This is a genomic window from Spirulina major PCC 6313 (assembly GCF_001890765.1).
Lineage (GTDB): Bacteria > Cyanobacteriota > Cyanobacteriia > Cyanobacteriales > Spirulinaceae > Spirulina > Spirulina major.
The window spans coordinates 157,002-174,759 of record NZ_KV878783.1; the positions used below are offsets into that span (position 1 = coordinate 157,002).

General features: G+C 53.6%; 16 protein-coding genes and 2 pseudogenes. 13 read left to right on the plus strand and 5 right to left on the minus strand.

Going from position 1 to position 17,758, the window contains the following annotated elements:
- Window positions 1-329: 329 nt before the first annotated feature.
- Window positions 330-599, minus strand: a complete 270-nt coding sequence (locus tag SPI6313_RS00940; RefSeq protein ID WP_217650455.1) for a hypothetical protein — start codon at window positions 597-599, stop codon at window positions 330-332.
- A 33-nt stretch (window positions 600-632) separates the two neighbouring features.
- Between SPI6313_RS00940 and SPI6313_RS00945 the strand changes: the two genes are divergently transcribed.
- Together SPI6313_RS00945 and SPI6313_RS00950 are read left to right on the plus strand one after the other, a co-directional pair.
- A complete protein-coding gene (locus SPI6313_RS00945; RefSeq protein ID WP_072619308.1) occupies window positions 633-1,562 on the plus strand; it encodes an RluA family pseudouridine synthase in 930 nt (309 codons plus the stop codon).
- 236 nt (window positions 1,563-1,798) lie between these two features.
- Entirely contained in the window at window positions 1,799-2,479 is a 681-nt protein-coding gene (locus SPI6313_RS00950; RefSeq protein WP_072619309.1) for a response regulator, read from the plus strand.
- Here the strand turns inward: SPI6313_RS00950 and SPI6313_RS00955 are convergent.
- Window positions 2,476-4,290, minus strand: coding sequence for a CHASE domain-containing sensor histidine kinase (locus SPI6313_RS00955; protein WP_084668829.1), 1,815 nt, complete (start codon window positions 4,288-4,290; stop codon window positions 2,476-2,478). The genes SPI6313_RS00950 and SPI6313_RS00955 overlap by 4 nt on opposite strands.
- Before the next feature lie 334 nt (window positions 4,291-4,624).
- Here SPI6313_RS00955 and SPI6313_RS00960 point away from each other — a divergent pair, with 334 nt between their 5' ends.
- From SPI6313_RS00960 to SPI6313_RS24630, 6 genes and pseudogenes are all read left to right on the plus strand, one after another.
- A complete protein-coding gene (locus SPI6313_RS00960) occupies window positions 4,625-6,304 on the plus strand; it encodes an ABC transporter substrate-binding protein (protein ID WP_072619310.1) in 1,680 nt (559 codons plus the stop codon).
- 243 nt (window positions 6,305-6,547) lie between these two features.
- Window positions 6,548-7,570 carry an ABC transporter permease gene (locus SPI6313_RS00965; protein WP_072619311.1) on the plus strand — a complete coding sequence of 341 codons (1,023 nt, stop codon included), beginning with the start codon at window positions 6,548-6,550 and terminating at the stop codon, window positions 7,568-7,570.
- A gap of 109 nt (window positions 7,571-7,679) precedes the next feature.
- The gene (locus SPI6313_RS00970) at window positions 7,680-8,525 is read left to right on the plus strand and encodes an ABC transporter permease (protein WP_072619312.1); all 846 of its coding nucleotides are present in this window, start codon (window positions 7,680-7,682) and stop codon (window positions 8,523-8,525) included.
- A 284-nt stretch (window positions 8,526-8,809) separates the two neighbouring features.
- Complete coding sequence (locus SPI6313_RS00975) at window positions 8,810-9,811, plus strand: ABC transporter ATP-binding protein (protein WP_072619313.1); 1,002 nt, start codon at window positions 8,810-8,812, stop codon at window positions 9,809-9,811.
- Window positions 9,808-10,827 carry an oligopeptide/dipeptide ABC transporter ATP-binding protein gene (locus tag SPI6313_RS00980; protein WP_072619314.1) on the plus strand — a complete coding sequence of 340 codons (1,020 nt, stop codon included), beginning with the start codon at window positions 9,808-9,810 and terminating at the stop codon, window positions 10,825-10,827. The genes SPI6313_RS00975 and SPI6313_RS00980 overlap by 4 nt, the downstream gene beginning before the upstream one ends.
- A 126-nt stretch (window positions 10,828-10,953) precedes the next feature.
- Window positions 10,954-11,085 (plus strand): annotated as a pseudogene (locus SPI6313_RS24630) (D-aminoacyl-tRNA deacylase); the annotation flags it as partial.
- Window positions 11,086-11,132: 47 nt separating this feature from the next.
- Here the strand turns inward: SPI6313_RS24630 and SPI6313_RS23835 are convergent.
- Both SPI6313_RS23835 and SPI6313_RS23845 read right to left on the minus strand, forming a co-directional pair.
- Window positions 11,133-12,065, minus strand: a pseudogene (locus tag SPI6313_RS23835) (RNA-guided endonuclease InsQ/TnpB family protein).
- An 18-nt stretch (window positions 12,066-12,083) separates the two neighbouring features.
- Window positions 12,084-12,260, minus strand: a complete 177-nt coding sequence (locus tag SPI6313_RS23845; RefSeq protein WP_217650458.1) for a hypothetical protein — start codon at window positions 12,258-12,260, stop codon at window positions 12,084-12,086.
- A gap of 62 nt (window positions 12,261-12,322) precedes the next feature.
- Between SPI6313_RS23845 and dtd the strand changes: the two genes are divergently transcribed.
- The 3 genes from dtd to cruF all read left to right on the plus strand — a co-directional run bounded on the left by dtd (window position 12,323) and on the right by cruF (window position 14,255).
- Entirely contained in the window at window positions 12,323-12,670 is a 348-nt protein-coding gene (dtd, locus tag SPI6313_RS00995; protein ID WP_281248333.1) for a D-aminoacyl-tRNA deacylase, read from the plus strand.
- 118 nt (window positions 12,671-12,788) lie between these two features.
- Window positions 12,789-13,046: a hypothetical protein gene (locus tag SPI6313_RS01000; protein ID WP_139276422.1), complete on the plus strand. Its 258-nt coding sequence runs from the start codon at window positions 12,789-12,791 to the stop codon at window positions 13,044-13,046.
- Window positions 13,047-13,322: 276 nt separating this feature from the next.
- On the plus strand, window positions 13,323-14,255 hold the full coding sequence (gene cruF, locus SPI6313_RS01005; protein ID WP_072619317.1) for a gamma-carotene 1'-hydroxylase CruF: 933 nt from the start codon (window positions 13,323-13,325) through the stop codon (window positions 14,253-14,255).
- A gap of 104 nt (window positions 14,256-14,359) precedes the next feature.
- Here cruF and SPI6313_RS01010 read toward each other — a convergent pair whose 3' ends face one another.
- On the minus strand, window positions 14,360-14,899 hold the full coding sequence (locus SPI6313_RS01010) for a GNAT family N-acetyltransferase (RefSeq protein WP_072619318.1): 540 nt from the start codon (window positions 14,897-14,899) through the stop codon (window positions 14,360-14,362).
- 528 nt (window positions 14,900-15,427) lie between these two features.
- On the opposite strand from SPI6313_RS01010, the gene SPI6313_RS01015 reads away from it, so the two are divergent.
- Both SPI6313_RS01015 and SPI6313_RS01020 read left to right on the plus strand, forming a co-directional pair.
- Window positions 15,428-17,167: a phage tail sheath family protein gene (locus SPI6313_RS01015; protein ID WP_072619319.1), complete on the plus strand. Its 1,740-nt coding sequence runs from the start codon at window positions 15,428-15,430 to the stop codon at window positions 17,165-17,167.
- A gap of 113 nt (window positions 17,168-17,280) precedes the next feature.
- A complete protein-coding gene (locus SPI6313_RS01020; RefSeq protein WP_072619320.1) occupies window positions 17,281-17,754 on the plus strand; it encodes a phage tail protein in 474 nt (157 codons plus the stop codon).
- Window positions 17,755-17,758 lie beyond the last annotated feature (4 nt).

Below are 17,758 nucleotides of genomic sequence, written 5' to 3' on the forward strand. Positions count from 1 at the left end.
AAAGGTCTCATTGATATTTAGGGACATAGCGAGCTAGAAGCTTTAGGGACATAGCGAGCTAGAAGCTTTAGGGACATAGCGAGCTAGAAGCTCGCACTACAGAAGCCCAATGTAGGGGGAGTGTGAGCCTCTGGCTCACTCACACACCATAAAAAATGGGGTGCGATCGCAAACTTAGTCTCATCGCGACAGTAGCCGGGGATTTCAATCCCCGTCTCAGAGCAAAAGTAGGCTTACGCCTACTCATTCCCAACCCGTTTTAACGGGTTTTGGTCATGAGCCAAGAACTTCAGTTCTGGGCGGAATTGGGTTGCCTAACGAACTAAGGTTCAGCGCAGCGTTACGTTGAGCGTCAGGTTACTCATGCCCCACACATCGAAGAATTGATCAAATAAAACTTGGCTGGCTTCGGTCATGCTGCCATCTTCACCGACGGGGCCGCCTTGGACGTGGCGGCCGCCATCGGTTTGTAAATCGAGCCGCCATGCCCCATCCTCGATTGGGGTGAGGATTAACTGTCCACGGGCGAGGACTTGTCCGGCTCGGCTAATGATGGCGCAACGCATGAAGGTTCTAGAATTGAGACTGTTGTTCATCATACCAGCGATGCTTCGAGGGGTTGGGGGGATGGGGTGTTAAATCAGGGCTGGGTGTATCACGATCGCATTCGGGCCCGCCATCAGGGTCAAACGGTGCTGGCGTTCTATACCCAGGCCTATCCCCATTGGAGCGCGGCTCAGTGGCGCGATCGCATCTGGGCGGGTCAAATGCGCCTTGATGATCAACCCGTCACGCCGGATACGGTTCTCACGGCGGGGCAAACCCTGAGCTATCATCGCCCCCCGTGGCAAGAACCCGCCGCCCCCCTGAATTTTGAGATTTTGCAGCGCGATCGCGCCTTTCTCCTGGTGAATAAACCGTCGGGTCTGCCCGTGTTGCCGGGGGGCGGTTTTTTAGACCATACCTTGCTGCATCAGTTGAAACAGATCGAGCCGGAGATCGCGCCGATCCATCGCCTCGGACGGGGCACATCGGGGATCATGCTTTGGGCGCGAACGGCCCACGCACGGGTGCAGTTGAATCAACAAATGCGCGATCGCACGATCACGAAAACCTATCGCGCCCTCGTTCCCCACTGGTCGCACCCCGACACCCTCACAATCACCGATGGGATCGGGAAACTTCCCCACCCCACCCTCGGCACTATCTACGCCGCCACTCCCAGCGGCAAACCCTCCGAAAGTCGTGTGCAGGTGGTGGCGCGTCGCGTTGATGGGGTCTTGCTCGATGTGACGATTCCCACGGGCCGCCCCCACCAAATCCGCATCCATCTCGCTGCTGTGGGCCATCCCCTCCTGGGTGATCCCCTCTACGCGCCTGGCGGTCAGCCCATTTTGACCCCCCATCCCCACACCGGAACCTATCCCGTCCCCGGCGATTGTGGCTACCATCTCCACGCCCACCGCCTCACCTTTACCCACCCGGAAACGGGGGACGCGATCGCCGCCCATTGCCCGCCGCCGCCCCGCCTTTGTGCAGCCACTGAGGGAATCACGGGTTAATCACTGTCTCTTCAGGATTGCAGTCGTTGGCAAAGATCCACACACAAACCGTCAAACATGGACAATGTGAGGCATTTTACCCGCGTACTCTGAACTCAGGCTGATGTTTCCGATCCCCATGGGATTGTTGAGATCCTGAAAGGTGGGGAAGTCTAACCCGATCGGCGTGACTGAAGCCACTGTGCAACGGTGATCCAGGCGCGATCGCAGCACACTATCCCGATCCCCACACAACCATGCACCTCCTACTTGCAGAAGACGATCAACAACTCGCCGCCTCCCTGGTGGAAGTTCTCGCCACCCAACGCTACTGCATCGATGTGGTCAACGATGGTGAACAGGCTTGGTATTCGGTGCAGTCCAGCCAATATGACCTGCTCCTGCTGGACTTGACCTTACCCAAACTTGATGGCCTGAGCCTTTGTCGCCGTCTCCGGGCTTCCGGCTACCAATTCCCGATCATGATGCTGACGGCACGAGACACCACCGAGGATAAAATTTTGGGACTGGATGCGGGGGCGGATGTGTACATGGTGAAGCCCTTCGCGGTGCAGGAAGTGCAGGCGCAGTTACGGGCCTTGTTGCGGCGGGGTCTTGCACCGTTGCCGCCGAGTTTAGCCTGGGGGGCAGTGAGTTTAAATCCGCAGACCTACGAGGTGCATTACCGCGATCGCCCGATTCACCTCACCCCAAAAGAATTCGCCATCCTCGACCTCCTCCTGCGCCACCGCCCCCAGGTGGTGAATCGCGATCGCCTCCGCAATAGTCTTTGGTCGGTGACCGACTATCCCAGTGATGCCACGATCAAAGTCCATATTAAAAGCCTACGCCAAAAACTCCGGGCCGCCGGTGCGCCCCGCGATTGGCTCCAAACCGTCCACGGCGTGGGCTATCGCCTCAACTCCACCCCCCCCTAAGCCGCCAAGGGCAACATGATCCGCACGATCGTGCCTTGATTCGGCACACTGTCAAGAGCGATCGCCCCTTGATGGAGATCCACACAGGTTTTCACCACCGCCAACCCCAGCCCCGTACCGAGGATCATCTCTGCATTGCTGCCGCGATAAAACGGCTCAAACACCTGCGTTTGTTCCGCTTCACTCATGCCAACCCCTTGGTCTTGCACCACAATTTGTAATTCTTCCGAATGGCCGGTAATCACCAGACTAATCACGGGGTCAGCGGGGGAATATTTAATCGCATTACTGAGTAAATTCATCAAAATCCATTTCACCAACTTTGGATCAATAAACACGTGATCATAGGGATAATAATTATGGTAAAAGATACAATTTTCATGATCAAAATTATGATCCACTTCGTCTAGAATGGCCTGGCAAAATGAATTTAACTCAACAATTTTTGGATGAAAGACTAAATGCCCCGCTTCAGCCCGTGAGAGCATTAAAATATCTTCGAGAATTTGGCTCATGTAGCGGGCCACGGACTGAATCCGTTGATAAATACTGAGCCGTTTCCGGTCGGATAATTCCGGGGCATGGGTGATTAGAAATTGACTGGAAATCAAAATCGTACTGAGGGGATTGCGAAATTCATGGGAGGTCATGGCAAAAAACTTGAGTTTGGCCTCACCCATGGCGCGGGTTTGCTTGAGTTGTGTGTCCCAATGCCACCCCAATAACCCGACGATCGCGGTTAACAATAGCCCAATGATGAAAGTGGCTCCCATCGCCCAGGGTGTGGTGAATGGGTAGGTGGGGGCGGGGAAAAAATGTAGTTGCCATTGACGCTGGCCAACGGCGAGGGGTTGGGTACATGGTTGGGGGCAGAGGTAGGCGGATTCCGGTCGGGGCGGGAGGCTGGGGGTGCTGTTGAACTGTTGGGTTTCGGCGTGATAGAAGCCAAGCGGCTGGGGAGGGGTGGCAGCGGTGCGATCGCGAATCACCACATCAATGGGGATCTGCAACGATCGCCAGGCTTCTTCAACGAGATCATTGACCTGAAACACGCCGAGCAAGACCCCGCCCGGCTCCTGCGGCACTGGCAAAAAAACCAGAAACCCCCATTGATTTTCAGGCTCTTGGACGAGACGAATCGGGGCGGTGGCGGTGAGTCTGCCCGTGCGGCGGGATTGTTGGAGGGCTTGCGATCGCACCCGATCGGAGAGCAAATCAAACCCCAAGGCCACCTCATTCCCCGGCCAGGGTTCAATATAGGTGACCGGAAAATATTCCGGCCGTTGACCCGCCGGAATCAGTTGCCCCGCCCCGTTTTGTTCCGTGATCTGCCTTGCCCCTAATCGTTGGGCTTGTAACTCGCCCTCGTAGGCGGTGCGATCGCGCTCCAACACCTGCGGGGCCCACTCCAACGCCTGAATCCCAGGGTAGGAAGTCGTGACGCGCTGCACAAACTGGCTAAACTCCATCGCCGTCACCTCCGGGCCCGAGGCGGCATAGAAATCACTCAAAGCCAGCAATGTTTCCGTGTATTGATTTAAACGGCCGGCGAGGGCAATGGTTAAATTCAGCGTCTGACGCTCAAACTCTAGCTGACGCAGCGATCGCTCCCAACGCCCCACCCACCAACCCGCGCCCCCCGACACCGCCACCCCCACCACCCCAATCACCAGCAACAACCAAGGGCGCGATCGGCGCACCATCCCCCCCGACTCCGCCACAATCAGGGGAGAGCGTTGACCCATTTTCAATCGATTGGAACCCATCACACGGGCCGCCAAGAGCTTGAGCCAATGACCATGTTGATTCATGCTTAGAAACTGATTCGAGCACAGTTAATGAATACAGCGACCTCAACCATTGCTGAACCAAGGAGAGGTCTGAGGACATTTCGTTTAAATGCAGAACATTCAAACCCAGATGTCAAAAATTTAACGCATTGCAGCGACGTAAATTGTTTATCTTTGAGAAACTCTCACATCCTTTCGGACATCATCAAGGGGAGATCTACCCGAAATCTTTACCAAGATTACCCAAAATACTTTACGTCTTTTTGGTAATCTACCAACCAATAGTTTGTGGTTGCGAACCATAAAAGTCTAAAAATTGTAGCCATTTTAACAATTCATTGATCAATAATCCACAATGAAACGACGCGATTTACTCAAGACCGGCACTGCATTTTCCCTCGGACTTTCCCTGGCTGCCACCCTCAAAGGTTGCACCCCAAACACCACCGATAGCGCCGACACTCCCTCGGACTCCAGCACCGAGGATGGCGACAAGATAGTCTTAACCATCGTCCAAGGGGGAGGCTTTCCCAACAGTCTCGACCTCCATCGTCCCGGCACCAACCGCCCCGCCTACGGGATTTCCTGGAGTATTTACGATCGCCTCATGACGTTTGGAACCAAAACCCTCGACGACGGCACGCTCTCCTACGACTACACCGACCTCCAGCCAGAACTCGCCGAATCCTGGGACATCGCCGAAGACGGGATGTCCGTCACCTTCACCCTCCGTTCTGATGCGGTGTTTCACGACGGAACCCCCGTCACCGCCAATGATGTGAAGTGGTCCTTTGATCGTGCTGTGAGCATCGGCGGATTTCCCACCTTTCAAATGAAAGCCGGAGCCTTAGAAAACCCCGAACAATTCAGCGTCGTTGATGATCAAACCTTTAAAATCGACTTCCTGCGCCCGGATAAATTGACCATGATTGACTTGGCCGTCCCCATCCCGGTCATTCTCAATTCCGAACTCGTTAAGCAACATCTCACCGACGAAGACCCCTGGGGCGCGGAGTGGGTGAATAATAACGACGCGGGCGGTGGAGCCTATCAAATTGCTAGTTTTGAACCGGGCGAGCGGCTCACGTTAGAACGGTTTGAAGATTGGAAATCGGGACCCTTACCGGCGATCGCAGAAGTGATTGTTTTAGATGTGCCAGAATCGGGCAATCGTCGGGCCTTGTTAGAACGAGGCGATATTGATATTAACTTTGAGGTGTCCGAAAAAGACACCGAAGAACTCACCGCCACCGGTGATTTCACCATCGTCTCAACCCCCATTGAAAACTGTGTCTATTCCATCGATATGCACAGCAATCCAGAGTTAGGCGGTGAACCGAATCCCTTTGGTGATGTGAAGGTGCGGCAAGCGATCGCCTACGCCATCCCCTACGAGGAAATCATGCAAACCGCCTTCTACGGCCAAGCCATTCCCCTCTATGGTGCAGAATCTGAAACGGTGACAGACACCGCTTGGCCCCAGCCCAGCCCCTACAGCACCGACCTGGAGCAAGCCAAAACCCTCCTCGCGGAATCCAGCTACCCCGACGGCTTTAGCACCACCCTCGCCTTCGACCTCGGCACTCAAGAATGGGCCGAACCCCTCTGTGTTCTCGTCCAAGAATCCCTCGCGGAACTTGGCATCACCGTCACCCTTGAAAAAGTCCCCACCGCCAATTTCCGCAGCGTGTTAACCGAGAAAACTCGCCCGATGATCGTCAATAACTTTGGCGGTTGGTTGAATTTCCCCGACTATTTCTTCTTCTATGCCTACCATGGTCAAGATGCCACCTTTAACGGTAGCTCCTATAAAAATCCTGAGATGGATGCGCTGATTGAAACAGCCTTAGAATCCGAACCAGGGGACGCAGAATATGAACAAGCAGTGAAAGATTTCATCACCTTAGCCTGGGAAGAAATGCCCCGGATTCCGATTGTTCAACCCACCCTATCCGTAGCCATGCAAACCAATGTCGAAGGCTATCAATATTGGTTCCACCGTCAACTGGATTTCCGCCAACTCATGAAGGCTTAAAGTGAGTCAATAATTCGTAGCCCTCACCCCAAACCCCTCTCCCCAAGAGGGCGAGGGGATTCAGGATATAGCCTATGGATTGAGAAAGCACTATCCCACCATCAAAGAGTAGATACCTCAGTCATTCATCGTGACAGATTAGCGATCGCACAACCCGATCATTAATGGGCAATATCTGCTCGAAAAATGACTCATTTTGAGAGTTGCATGATTCGTGCTTGTTTCCCATTTCCTGAGAAGATCATGGCCCAACAGTCTAAACTGCGCTTTATTATTCAACGCTTACTAGCTGCGATTCCAAGCATTATCGGGGTTGTGGTGGTGACGTTTATTTTGACCCGCGCCCTACCGGGTGATCCAGCCGTATTTTTCGCCGGGCCTTCCGCCACCCAAGAAGCGATCGATCAAGTTCGTGCCAGTCTGGGCCTTGATCAAAGCCTGCCCGTCCAGTTTTTGCGCTACATCCAAGACCTGCTCAAAGGCGATTTTGGCGAGTCGATCACCACGGGGCAAACGGTTTTATATGACCTCACCACGCGCCTCCCAGCTTCTCTGGAATTAACGATCGCTGCCTTAATCTTTGCCCTTGCGATCGCGCTTCCCCTCGGTATCGTTGCCGCCCTTTATCCCAACTCCAAATGGGATCACCTGATTCGCTTTTTAATGACAGCGGGTGTATCGTTGCCCACCTTTTTCACCGGGCTATTTTTACTCTATGTCTTCTACTATCGTCTTAACATTGCCCCCGCCCCCACGGGACGTTTAGATCTCCTCACCTCTCCCCCGGATCGAATTACTGGCTTATTCTTAATTGATAGCCTCGTGACGGGAGATTTTGAAGTATTTATTCAGGCATTTCGCCAATTAGTCATGCCTGCCATTACCCTCGGAATTTTCGCCCTTGCCCCCGTCGCACGGGTGACACGAGCCTCCATGTTAGCGGTACTCAGTAGCGACTACATTCGCACCGCCCGCAGCCATGGATTAGCCCCGCTGAAAATTCTGTGGAGCTATGCGTTTCGCAATGCGTTGCTCTCGATTTTAACCACAATGGGGGTGGTATTTTCGTTTCTATTGGGGTCGAATGTTTTAGTCGAAAAAGTGTTCGCCTGGCCGGGGATTGGTTCCTATGCAGTGGAGGCGTTGATTTCCTCAGACTATGCTGCTGTCCAAGGTTTTGTCTTGACGATGGCGTTGCTTTATATCGTGCTGAATTTAAGCATTGATATTATCTACGGCATGATTGATCCGCGAGCAGGTCAGTGATGATTAGTGATGATTATTCACCACATTAACAAGGGGTTTAAGCCCCTTGCCCGTTGCAAAGTTTGAGAACGTTGAGCGACTAATTTTATAGCTGAGGAAGAGTAGAAACATGACACTTTCATTACGCCATACCCGCTATGTGATTGGAGAAAATGCGATTACGTTTGGGGCGTTTCTCCTGTTTTTGGGGTTCGTGTTGTTGGCAATTTTCGGTGATGCGATCGCACCCTATGATCCCCTCGCCAGTAATGCCAGTATGGCCCTCAATCCCCCCTCGGCGGCCCATTGGTTTGGCACTGATGCCCTGGGGCGCGATATTTTGAGCCGGGTTTTAGTGGCGACGCGGTTAGATTTGGGGATTGCGATCGCGGCGGTGGCGGCATCCTTTGCGGCGGGGAGTGCGTTGGGAATTTTGGCGGGATATTGGGGCGGCTGGGTGGATGCGATCGCAGGCCGTGTGATCGACACAATTATGGCGTTTCCGTTGTTTGTCCTAGCGATGGGGATTATGGCCGCCCTGGGAAATTCTGTCGAAAATATTATTTATGCCACGGCGATTATTAATCTCCCCCTCTATGCGCGGGTGATTCGTTCGGAGGTGTTGGTGATTAAAACAGCGGGTTATATTGAAGCCGCCAAATTATCCGGCAATACCGATATACAAATTATGTTGCGCTATCTTTTCCCCAATGCCTTACCCGTGATGATGGTGCATATTTCCCTCAATATGGGCTGGGCGATTCTCAATGCGGCGGGTCTATCTTTCATTGGTTTAGGGGTGCAACCCCCAACGCCAGAATGGGGAATTATGGTAGCCGAAGGAGCGACCTATATTATTTCGGGAGAATGGTGGCTGGCAATGTTTCCCGGCTTGATGTTGATGATCGCGGTGCTTTGTTTTAACCTCCTCGGTGATGGCTTGCGCGATTTGGTTGATCCTCGTAAACGCACCTAAAACGTAGGTGGGCAATGCCCACCATTCCCCGTAAATCATGATTATGCGTCTCAATCAAACAGGTTTAATATTTATTGGAGAATGCTAAGCGGTTTTCATAAAATTGCGGTACAAAGATCCCCCTCAATCCCCCTTAAAAAGGAGGAAGTAGCGTTCTCATCTTTTCGCAATTCGCTATAGTAATTCTAGACGGTTAAAGCTTTAAAACGGTGAGTTATAGAAATAGTGGGTAATGCTCACCCTACAGATTCAACTATTAACCAAAAGTTGTGAGTTTTTGAACAATGACTGTAGCAACGATTCCAAAAACGCAATTATTAACGATTGAAAATTTAGCGGTGGAATTTCGGACGCGCTCCGGAATTGTGCAGGCATTAGATCAGGTGAGTTTTGCCGTGGCGGCGGGGGAAACCGTGGGTTTGGTGGGGGAAAGTGGGTCGGGGAAATCGGTGCTGTCCTTGGCGATTTTGGGGATTTTGGATGCGGCGGCCCGGATTACGTCGGGAACGATCGCATTTAACGGCGAAAATTTACTCACCATGCCGCGATCGCAACTGCGGGCCAAACGCGGCACAGGAATCGCGATGATTTTCCAAAATCCCCGTGTGGCCCTGAATCCGATCCGCCGGATTGGCCAACAGTTGCGGGATGTGTTGATCGCCCATGGTGGCCTCAGTAAAGCCCAATGCCAAGCGCGAGCCTTGGAACTGTTGACCCAGGTGCGGATTCCGGACCCCAACCAACGAATTAACGCCTATCCCTACGAATTGTCGGGGGGGATGTGTCAGCGGGTGATGATTGCCCTGGCGTTGGCGGGGAAGCCCAAGGTGTTGATCGCCGATGAGCCGACGACGGGGCTGGATGTGACCACCCAGGCGGCGGTGATGGAGTTGATCCGTGACTTGGGGCGCGAGGGGCAGATGGGGACGATTTTGATTACCCATGATTTGGATTTGGCGGCGCAATATTGCGATCGCATCCTCGTCATGCACGCTGGGCATATTGTCGAAACCGCCCCCACCCGCACGATCTTGACTCAACCCCGCCACCCTTACACCGCCAAACTCCTCGCCGCCACCCCTGACCCCCACAAAAGCCTCGCCGAACTGACCCCGATCGCGGGCCATCTCCCGGATTTACGGGGCACATTGCCGCCCTGTCGCTTCCGGTCGCGGTGCGATCGCGCCATTCCCGACTGCGATCGCGCCCCGTTAAACCGCCAAGCGATCGCCCCTGATCACACCGTTGCCTGCTGGCATCCCTTACCTTCTGGAGTTGAATCATGATCAGCCTTGACCCGCCTCCCCTCCTCACGGTTCACCAATTGCGCAAATATTTCCCCACGGCCCGCCGTTCCTTCCTCAACCGTGACGCAGCCCCCCGCCTCCTCCATGCGGTGGATGATGTGTCGTTTACTGTGCAAGCCGGGGAAAGTGTCGGCCTGGTGGGGGAATCGGGTTGCGGTAAATCGACGCTGGTGCGGTTGTTGACCCGCCTGCTTGACCCGACGAGCGGCGAGATTCGCTTTGAGGGGCGCGAGATTGGCGCGATCGCAGCTCCGAAATTTGCCCGGCATCCCTTGCGATCGCAATTACAACTGGTGTTTCAAGACCCCCACGACAGCCTCAATCCTCGCCATACCGCCTTTGATAGTATTGCCGCCCCCCTCAAACAGTTGGGCGGGTTTCAACCCTCGCCCCTGCTCAATGCCCGCGTTGAGGAATTAGCCGAACTTGTGGGACTCCCCGCCGCCCTGCTGTCCCGATTTCCCCATCAACTGTCCGGCGGCCAAAAAGCGCGGGTGGGCATTGCGCGAGCGATCGCCCTCCATCCCAAACTATTAATCCTCGATGAACCCACCTCCGCCCTAGATGTCTCGGTGCAGGCGGTGATTTTGCATCTGTTGCAGGATCTCCAAGCACGGCTAGGGATGAGTTATCTCTTTGTGTCCCATGATTTGAATGTGGTGCGGCTGCTGTGCGATCGCATCATTGTCATGTATTTGGGGCAAATCATCGAAATGGGCCCCACAGATGCTATTTTTGACAACCCCCGCCACCCCTACACCCAAGCCCTGATCGCCGCCATCCCCGACCCCGGCACACCGCCCCAACCCCTCCAACTCCAAGGCGAACCCCGCAGCCCCATCGACCCCGACCCCCAGGTCTGTCGCCTCTACGGCCGCTGTCCCCACGGTGTCGAAGCCTGCACCACCACCACCCCCCACCTCGAACCCATGGGCCCCGATCATGTGGCCGCCTGCCATCGCGCCGATGTGCTCAACCCGGCTCAATTGCGCTAAAGCGATCGCCCTCTTTCCCGGATTGCTTCGCAGTTCCGCGCAGGTCAGAGGGTTATACTTTAGCGAGTCGCAGGATCTAGCCCGTAGCGGGCAAGATGCCCGCACTACAGCCCGGAACGGAGCCTAATGCGTGTTTTAGTGCAACGAGTCACAGCCTCAGCCGTTGCGATCGCCGGCCAAGAAGTGGGCCGCATTGGTCGTGGTCTGACGCTGCTTGTGGGCATTGCTCCCACCGACACCGAAACCGAAGTAGCCTGGATGGTGCTTGACTTACTCCCCCGTTTAGAAAACGGGGGATTCTGGGATCAAACAGCAATAGCAGGCAACGCCTGTCTGACATCACCTAACCCAATGGCTGAAGCCCCAGCCACTTTAATATTCATCGCCGCATTCTCATCCCGGTCATTCTCTGCCGAGCAACTGGGACACCTCCAATGGCGAGTCTCTAAATCCAGATGCTCCAAAATATGACCACAACTTGAACAGGTCTTGCTCGAAGGGAACCAGCGGTCAACATAGACCACCCGCTTCCCCTTCTTCGTCGCCACCCACTCCAGGATTTGCAGAAACTCCCGAAACGCCAAATCACTCACCTTACGCCCCCAAAGCCGCTGCATCGCATTGAGGTTTAAGGTTTCAAAACACAGCATATCAAACTGATTCGTCAGTTGATGGGCTAACTTCCAAAACCAGTCCCGCCGTCGATGGGCAATATCTTCATGCTTGCGGGCTAAGTTCAATCGGGCACGTTCTCGATTCGCTGAACCCTTTTGCTTACGGGACAACTCTCGACTTGCTTTGCGAACTGCATTGAGTGACTGCTTGAAGAACAAGGGTGCATCAATATTGAATCCCTCAGAACAGGTCAGAAACGTCTTGAGTCCAAAATCAAAACCAGCAATGTTACCTGTCTCGGTTTTGACTTGGGGTTCTGACAGGGTATCTACCGTGACAATCATGAACAGTTCTCCCAAGGGAGTTCGCTTTAATCGTCACGGTCTTGACCTTGCCCTCAATGGGGCGAGAGTGCCAATATTGATAGACTTTGTTCCCAATCCTGACCCGGTTGCCACCGAGGAATTTGTACCCAGCTTGCTTGAGGGTGAAGGATTTGTTATTTTCGGGTTTTCTTGAAGTTGGGCGGTCGAACGCTTCTATCTTTGTGTTTGAAGAACAGTTGATACGCTTTCTCAATTCGTTGGCAGATATCTTGTACGGCTTGAGAAACCCACTTGCACCCACCAGGGGTTCCGTTTTTAAAGCTTGGCGATGTGTTTTTGCAGTCGGGCGCAGTTCAAGTGCTTGCCCCAGATGCGATAGTACCGCTTGTGGAGGGCAACACAATGGTTGTAGATACGCCCTGCGGCATTGATTGTCCGCTTGAGGTATCTATTCCGCTTATGCTGGTAGAGCTTGAACTTGAGCGTTTTCATGGTTGCTATGATACCTCGGTATCACGGCTGAATAAATTCAGCCCTTCGCTTATATCCCCCGTTTGGAAAACGGGGGCTTTACGCTTTACATTCGTAAATGCCTCAACCTCCGCATCTTTCCCAGCCCAGACGGGCAAGCCTGGGCCCAATCCGTCCAGGAGATCGGCGGTGAATTGTTGGTGATCAGTCAATTTACGCTGTACGGTGATGGGCGCAAAGGGCGGCGGCCGTCTTTTAGTGGGTCAGCCCGTCCGGAGCAGGCTGAAATCCTGTACGATCGCTTCGTTGAACTCCTCCGCGCTGAAGGTATCACCGTCGCCACCGGCCAGTTTGGCGCGATGATGCAGGTGGAGATCCACAACGACGGCCCCGTGACCCTCTGGCTCGAACGGGATGCGGCGACAGCCTAACGATCCCTCCATTCGCGCCCCAAAATCTCAACAAACTCCGTAAAATCACGAGGATTAACCCAGAAGCCGATACAATAAAACGGGTTTTCAAATGCAGCGAGTTGAGGGGAAATTCAGCATGAAAATGCGCCGAGTCGCTTGGGTGCAGCGAATATTAGCATTCCTCTACTTACTGTTAATGGTGTGGGGTTTGGGTGTTGGGACATTGGCTTGGATTGTTCGCGATGGCCTGGGCCCGGTTCCGGTTGCCTCCCAAGGCCGAGATGCCCTGGAGAATTTTTTCTTCACCTTTTCCTGGGGGCCGGTGATGTTTATCCTCTGTGGTGCGATCGCCCTCCTTTACTGGTATCTCACCGAACTGAAGCGAGCCGAATAACCCGATTCCATCCCATTTCGTCCCCTCAACCCAGCCAAAATTCCTGATTTTAAGCCCGATTCAGCCCTCAAACGACCCATTTTCGTCATCTTTCCAAACTTCATCCCGCAAAAGGTGGAAGTTAAATGTGTAGAGATGTAAACTATTCATTAAAAATAAGTTAAACCCTACACAGTTCAACGCGCACCCTTTCGCGTTTACTGTACAAAACAGCGGGCGGGAAACATCCGTAAGCCCGCAACACAACTACACTAAGGTTCTAGAGGTCTGAATTGGATGAAACAGCTTGCTATTGCAGAGCGTTCTTTGCTCGCCGGTCATATTCTATCGATGGTGTTTGGCCTGGCAGGACTGCTGCTCGTCTTGCCGAATGCCGAACTGATTGCGAATCTTCCTGAAATAGGGAAAACCGTTTTTCAATGGTCAATGGCGGGCGGGGGTGTCGCATACATGCTGTTGGGAACCGCAGCCGTTGCCATCTATGTCTTCCGGACAATCGGAACCCGTCAAGGTCTGACGTTTATGCTGCCAGCGGTGTTTCTGTCCTTGGGGAGTGAACTCCTCGGCACGAGCACCGGCTTTCCCTTTGGCCATTACCGCTACCTGAGTGGCCTGGGGTATAAAGTGGCGGGCTTGGTTCCCTTTACCATTCCTCTGTCGTGGTTCTACCTCGGCATTTCAGCCTATCTCTTAGCCCGTGTGGGGTTAGAATCTCGCTTTCAGTGGTCGGCATGGCTGCGGTTGCCGATCGCGATCGCCCTCGGTGCGCTCCTCCTCACCTCCTGGGATTTCGTTCTAGATCCCGCCATGAGTCAAACCAATGTTCCCTTCTGGATTTGGGAACAACCCGGCGCGTTCTTTGGCATGCCCTATCAAAACTTTGTGGGCTGGATGGGAACCGGCATAGTCTTCATGTCCGTCGCTACCCTGCTGTGGCCCAAGCAACCCCTCGCCCTTTCACGCCAGCAACTGGTTTTCCCCCTCGTGGTGTATCTCAGTAACCTGGCATTCTCCACGGTGATGAGCCTTGGGGCTGGGTTTGTGGTTCCGGTGTTGTTGGGCATGGTAACGGGTGTTATTCCAGCGATCGCCCTCTATTGGATGGCTCGCACCCCCGAAGCTGCGATCGAGCAAACCCTCGCCAACACCATGCGCGAAACCGCCGTCGTCAACCCCCCCGCGACGCTTCCCGTTGTTTCAACAAAATAGCCTCAAACACAGCAACGCTCAAAATCCTTAAACAGCACAGCATGGGGGTGTATTCATTGATGAATCATGAATACACCCCCATTTGATCAACCTTTGCTCACAACTCACAGGGACTTATGGAGCAAGATTCGTGGCCCCATAGACTCATGGGCATCGATCTGACCCACGAGGGAGAAACCACCGTTCTGAAACAGCCGTAACGATCCTGTGTTGTCCGGATGGGCAGTCCCAAAAAGGTGCTTTAAACCTTGCGCTTGCGCATAACCCATGTGGAATTGAAATAACGCTGAACCAATGGCGTTTCTCCGATAGGATGCTGCAATGATGATGGAGCGACAGGCCCCACACTGTTCTCGCCGAATCCCAAGATCGTCCAAATAAGACACCCAGATCGCAGGGATGAGTGCCGAAAACCCAAGCAAGGCAAAACCAACTAAGGTTTCACCGATCAACGCGCCTAAAATAGATCCGTCAGATGTCCAGAACTGTTCATAAAACGAAGGTGACCAACACTTCAGGAGTGACTGAGGTTGCTGGGATTCTGCATGAACTAAGGTCAGAATAGTTGGGAAATAAGTAGATTTGTCTTGAAGTGTGAGGGGCCGATATTCAACGTGGCTTGATTGCAATTCGATGCTGTCCATGGTGGGCCGTGGGGAAGGTAGATAACCGATGTTGATTGATTTTCTCACACCTTTACAGCATGGAATGCCTGATCAGGTGATATTTCCAAAGGCCTAAAACTAGGTTTTTTGGGGGTCAAATGGTGTCACGGGCGAGTTTGGTTAGATTATTTTGGGGGATAGTTTTGTTGGTTCCGGAATCAGTAGTGACGGTCTGACCGTACTGTTGTCAAAACCATCACGAAATCAGGGGGCGATCGCACCAGGGCGGGAAACCGAACGCGATCGCCCCCATCACGCCTTAACCTTTCGTTACCTTCAGGACGGTTTTCCCAACATTTAGACCAAAGTCTAATAACCCTCATCGCCATTTATCGGTACGCTGAAATCCGAAGCTTCTCCTTCCAACCTTAGATTGACTCATCAGCAGCTTGTCAGGGTGGAAGATAGTAGCCCCTGATTGGCTTGAACTCAAACCAACCATCCACCTCAGCGCATTGATGTGCATGCCTTGAAACATCGCTAATTCCAGACGGAGGATAGCCCCCTATGGCCTTGGACTATTTTGCACCCGGTGTCTACGTCGAAGAAGTAGACCGTGGCAGTCGCCCTATTGAAGGGGTCAGCATGAGTGTTGCGGGCTTCATTGGGTACACCGAAGACGTTCGCGGCGACGCAGAACTCTTCAAACCCATGATGATCACCAACTTCGATCAATACCTAGAATATTTCGGCAAACCCGGCTCGGACGGCTTCACTGAATTCAAAAAAGCCGCCGACGACGGCAGCGAAGAAACCTACTATCCCTACCTTCCCTTTGCAGTTCAGGGATGGTTTCTCAATGGTGGCGGTCGCTGCTGGATCACCAGCATCGGCACCAAACTGCCGGGCACGCCTGCCCCCCCGCCCGAAGAAGTATCCACCCCCGTCATGACCGCCGGGGGGAAACCCTCCCTCGCCTTTAATGTTGCCACCAGTGAAGAAGATGGGGCTGCGTTGGCTCCCGCTGGCAGCGAAGACGCTCGCCTGCGGGTGGTGATCACAGAAAGCACCCCGAAACCCCCGGAATCCGAGGACGACGAACCGCCCATTGATGACGGTCAATTCTTCCAACTCAAGGTTGTTCTGGGCGAAACCGTCCTCGAAGAGTACGACCACCTGAGCATGAATCCTGAGGTGGAAACCGCTGTGGCAAACTATGCGGTAACAGCGATCGCCGACTCCGAATATGTCACCATCAACGACATTTCCGTCAGTGGTCAAGCCCTCTCCCGCCGCCCCGCCAACGGCGTTTTTGAAATCGCACCGCCCCCCTACATCTCCCCCGTCAACAACGCCACCCGTGACATCACCGGGAACCGTAACGACAAAACCGGGATGCAGGGCATTTTCGAGGTGGATGAGGTCGCCATGATCGCCTTCCCCGACCTGATGCTATTGTTCCAAGCCGGAATTTTAGACTTAGATCAAGTTCATGGCGTGATGGAATTGATGGTGAGCCTCTGTGAAAACTCCTTCCCAGGGCCGCCCTACCGGATGGCAGTGATCGATCCGCCGCCGATTAAACCCGGCAAGAGCAATGATCCAGTAGCCCCCGAAACCCAAAAACCCCAAGATGTGGACGCTTGGCTCACCAGCTTTAACCGTCGCTCCATGTTTGGCGCTCTCTACTATCCCTGGATTAAAGTCGCCAACCCCGCGAATGCCGGTCGTCCTATTATGGTTCCCCCCTCCGGGCACATGATGGGCGTTTGGTGTCGCGTCGATGGCACACGCGGCATCTTCAAGGCTCCCGCCAATGAAGCTCCCCGTGGTGTCTTGGGTCTCGCCTACGAAACCAACACCCGTGAACAAGAACTGCTCAACCCGAAAGGCATCAACTGTATTCGGAACTTCGCCAACTACAACCGAGGCTACCTGATTTGGGGCGCACGGACGTTGGTAGACCCGACGAATATCCAATGGCGTTATATCAGTGTGCGCCGGTTGATGAGCTACGTTGAGAAGTCCATTGAGATTGGAACGCAGTGGGTCGTTTTTGAACCGAACGATGCCGATCTGTGGTCACGGGTGACGCGCACCGTGAGCAACTTCCTCGAAGGGTTGTGGCGTGCGGGTGCGCTCCAAGGTGGTTCACCGGGTGAATCATTCTACGTGAAGTGCGATGCTGAACTGAACACCCACGAAACCATGATGATGGGTCGGCTGTATGTCGAAGTGGGGGTCTGTCCTGTCCGCCCGGCTGAATTTGTGATCTTCCGGGTCAGTCAGTGGGCACCAGGAGCGTAATTGATCACACTGGGAGCCGTTGATGATTCGATGGCTTCCAGTTTCCTTGGCTCCCATGATGGGCTGGGGCCAGATGAAATAGTATGCGGGTTCGTGTTTAGCAGGAGGCTGTAATGGCAGAGTTGAATCCAATTCCAACAAGTCGATTTTATTTAGAGTTTGATGGTCTCACTGAAAAGTTTGTGGCCAGTGTGGCGGAGTTTTCCTTTGAGGGGAAAACCACCGGCCATGAAAAGCCGTTAGCCTCAACGAAGGACGGCAAAACCCTTTGGCAAAGTACCTCGGCTGGGTTTACGGATAACCCAGATTTTGCGGTGGAAACCTATCTCGTCGAAGGGGATATGGATTGGTATAACTGGATGAAGTCCACAATGCCGAAGAGTGAAGGGGGGGATGGCAAGTGGAAGGAAAGCCGCAAAGCCGGAACCCTAACCGCCTACAACAGTATGGATGAGGCGGTGATGGAGTGGAAAATCGTCAATGCTTGGGTGAAGAGCTACAGCGTTTCGGATTTTTCGGCGGATGGGGCTGAATTTGTCAAAGAAACGTTTGAGATCGTCTGTGAAGATGTGAACCGGACGAAGTAAATCG

Coding starts and splice junctions, on each gene's coding strand:
- SPI6313_RS00940 (WP_217650455.1), bottom strand. CDS start 599: ATGATGAACAACAGTCTCAATTCTAGAACCTTCATGCGTTGCGCCATC.
- SPI6313_RS00950 (WP_072619309.1), top strand. CDS start 1,799: ATGCACCTCCTACTTGCAGAAGACGATCAACAACTCGCCGCCTCCCTG.
- SPI6313_RS00955 (WP_084668829.1), bottom strand. CDS start 4,290: ATGAATCAACATGGTCATTGGCTCAAGCTCTTGGCGGCCCGTGTGATG.
- SPI6313_RS00960 (WP_072619310.1), top strand. CDS start 4,625: ATGAAACGACGCGATTTACTCAAGACCGGCACTGCATTTTCCCTCGGA.
- SPI6313_RS00965 (WP_072619311.1), top strand. CDS start 6,548: ATGGCCCAACAGTCTAAACTGCGCTTTATTATTCAACGCTTACTAGCT.
- SPI6313_RS00970 (WP_072619312.1), top strand. CDS start 7,680: ATGACACTTTCATTACGCCATACCCGCTATGTGATTGGAGAAAATGCG.
- SPI6313_RS00975 (WP_072619313.1), top strand. CDS start 8,810: ATGACTGTAGCAACGATTCCAAAAACGCAATTATTAACGATTGAAAAT.
- SPI6313_RS00980 (WP_072619314.1), top strand. CDS start 9,808: ATGATCAGCCTTGACCCGCCTCCCCTCCTCACGGTTCACCAATTGCGC.
- SPI6313_RS23845 (WP_217650458.1), bottom strand. CDS start 12,260: ATGAAAACGCTCAAGTTCAAGCTCTACCAGCATAAGCGGAATAGATAC.
- SPI6313_RS01000 (WP_139276422.1), top strand. CDS start 12,789: ATGAAAATGCGCCGAGTCGCTTGGGTGCAGCGAATATTAGCATTCCTC.
- cruF (WP_072619317.1), top strand. CDS start 13,323: ATGAAACAGCTTGCTATTGCAGAGCGTTCTTTGCTCGCCGGTCATATT.
- SPI6313_RS01010 (WP_072619318.1), bottom strand. CDS start 14,899: ATGGACAGCATCGAATTGCAATCAAGCCACGTTGAATATCGGCCCCTC.
- SPI6313_RS01015 (WP_072619319.1), top strand. CDS start 15,428: ATGGCCTTGGACTATTTTGCACCCGGTGTCTACGTCGAAGAAGTAGAC.
- SPI6313_RS01020 (WP_072619320.1), top strand. CDS start 17,281: ATGGCAGAGTTGAATCCAATTCCAACAAGTCGATTTTATTTAGAGTTT.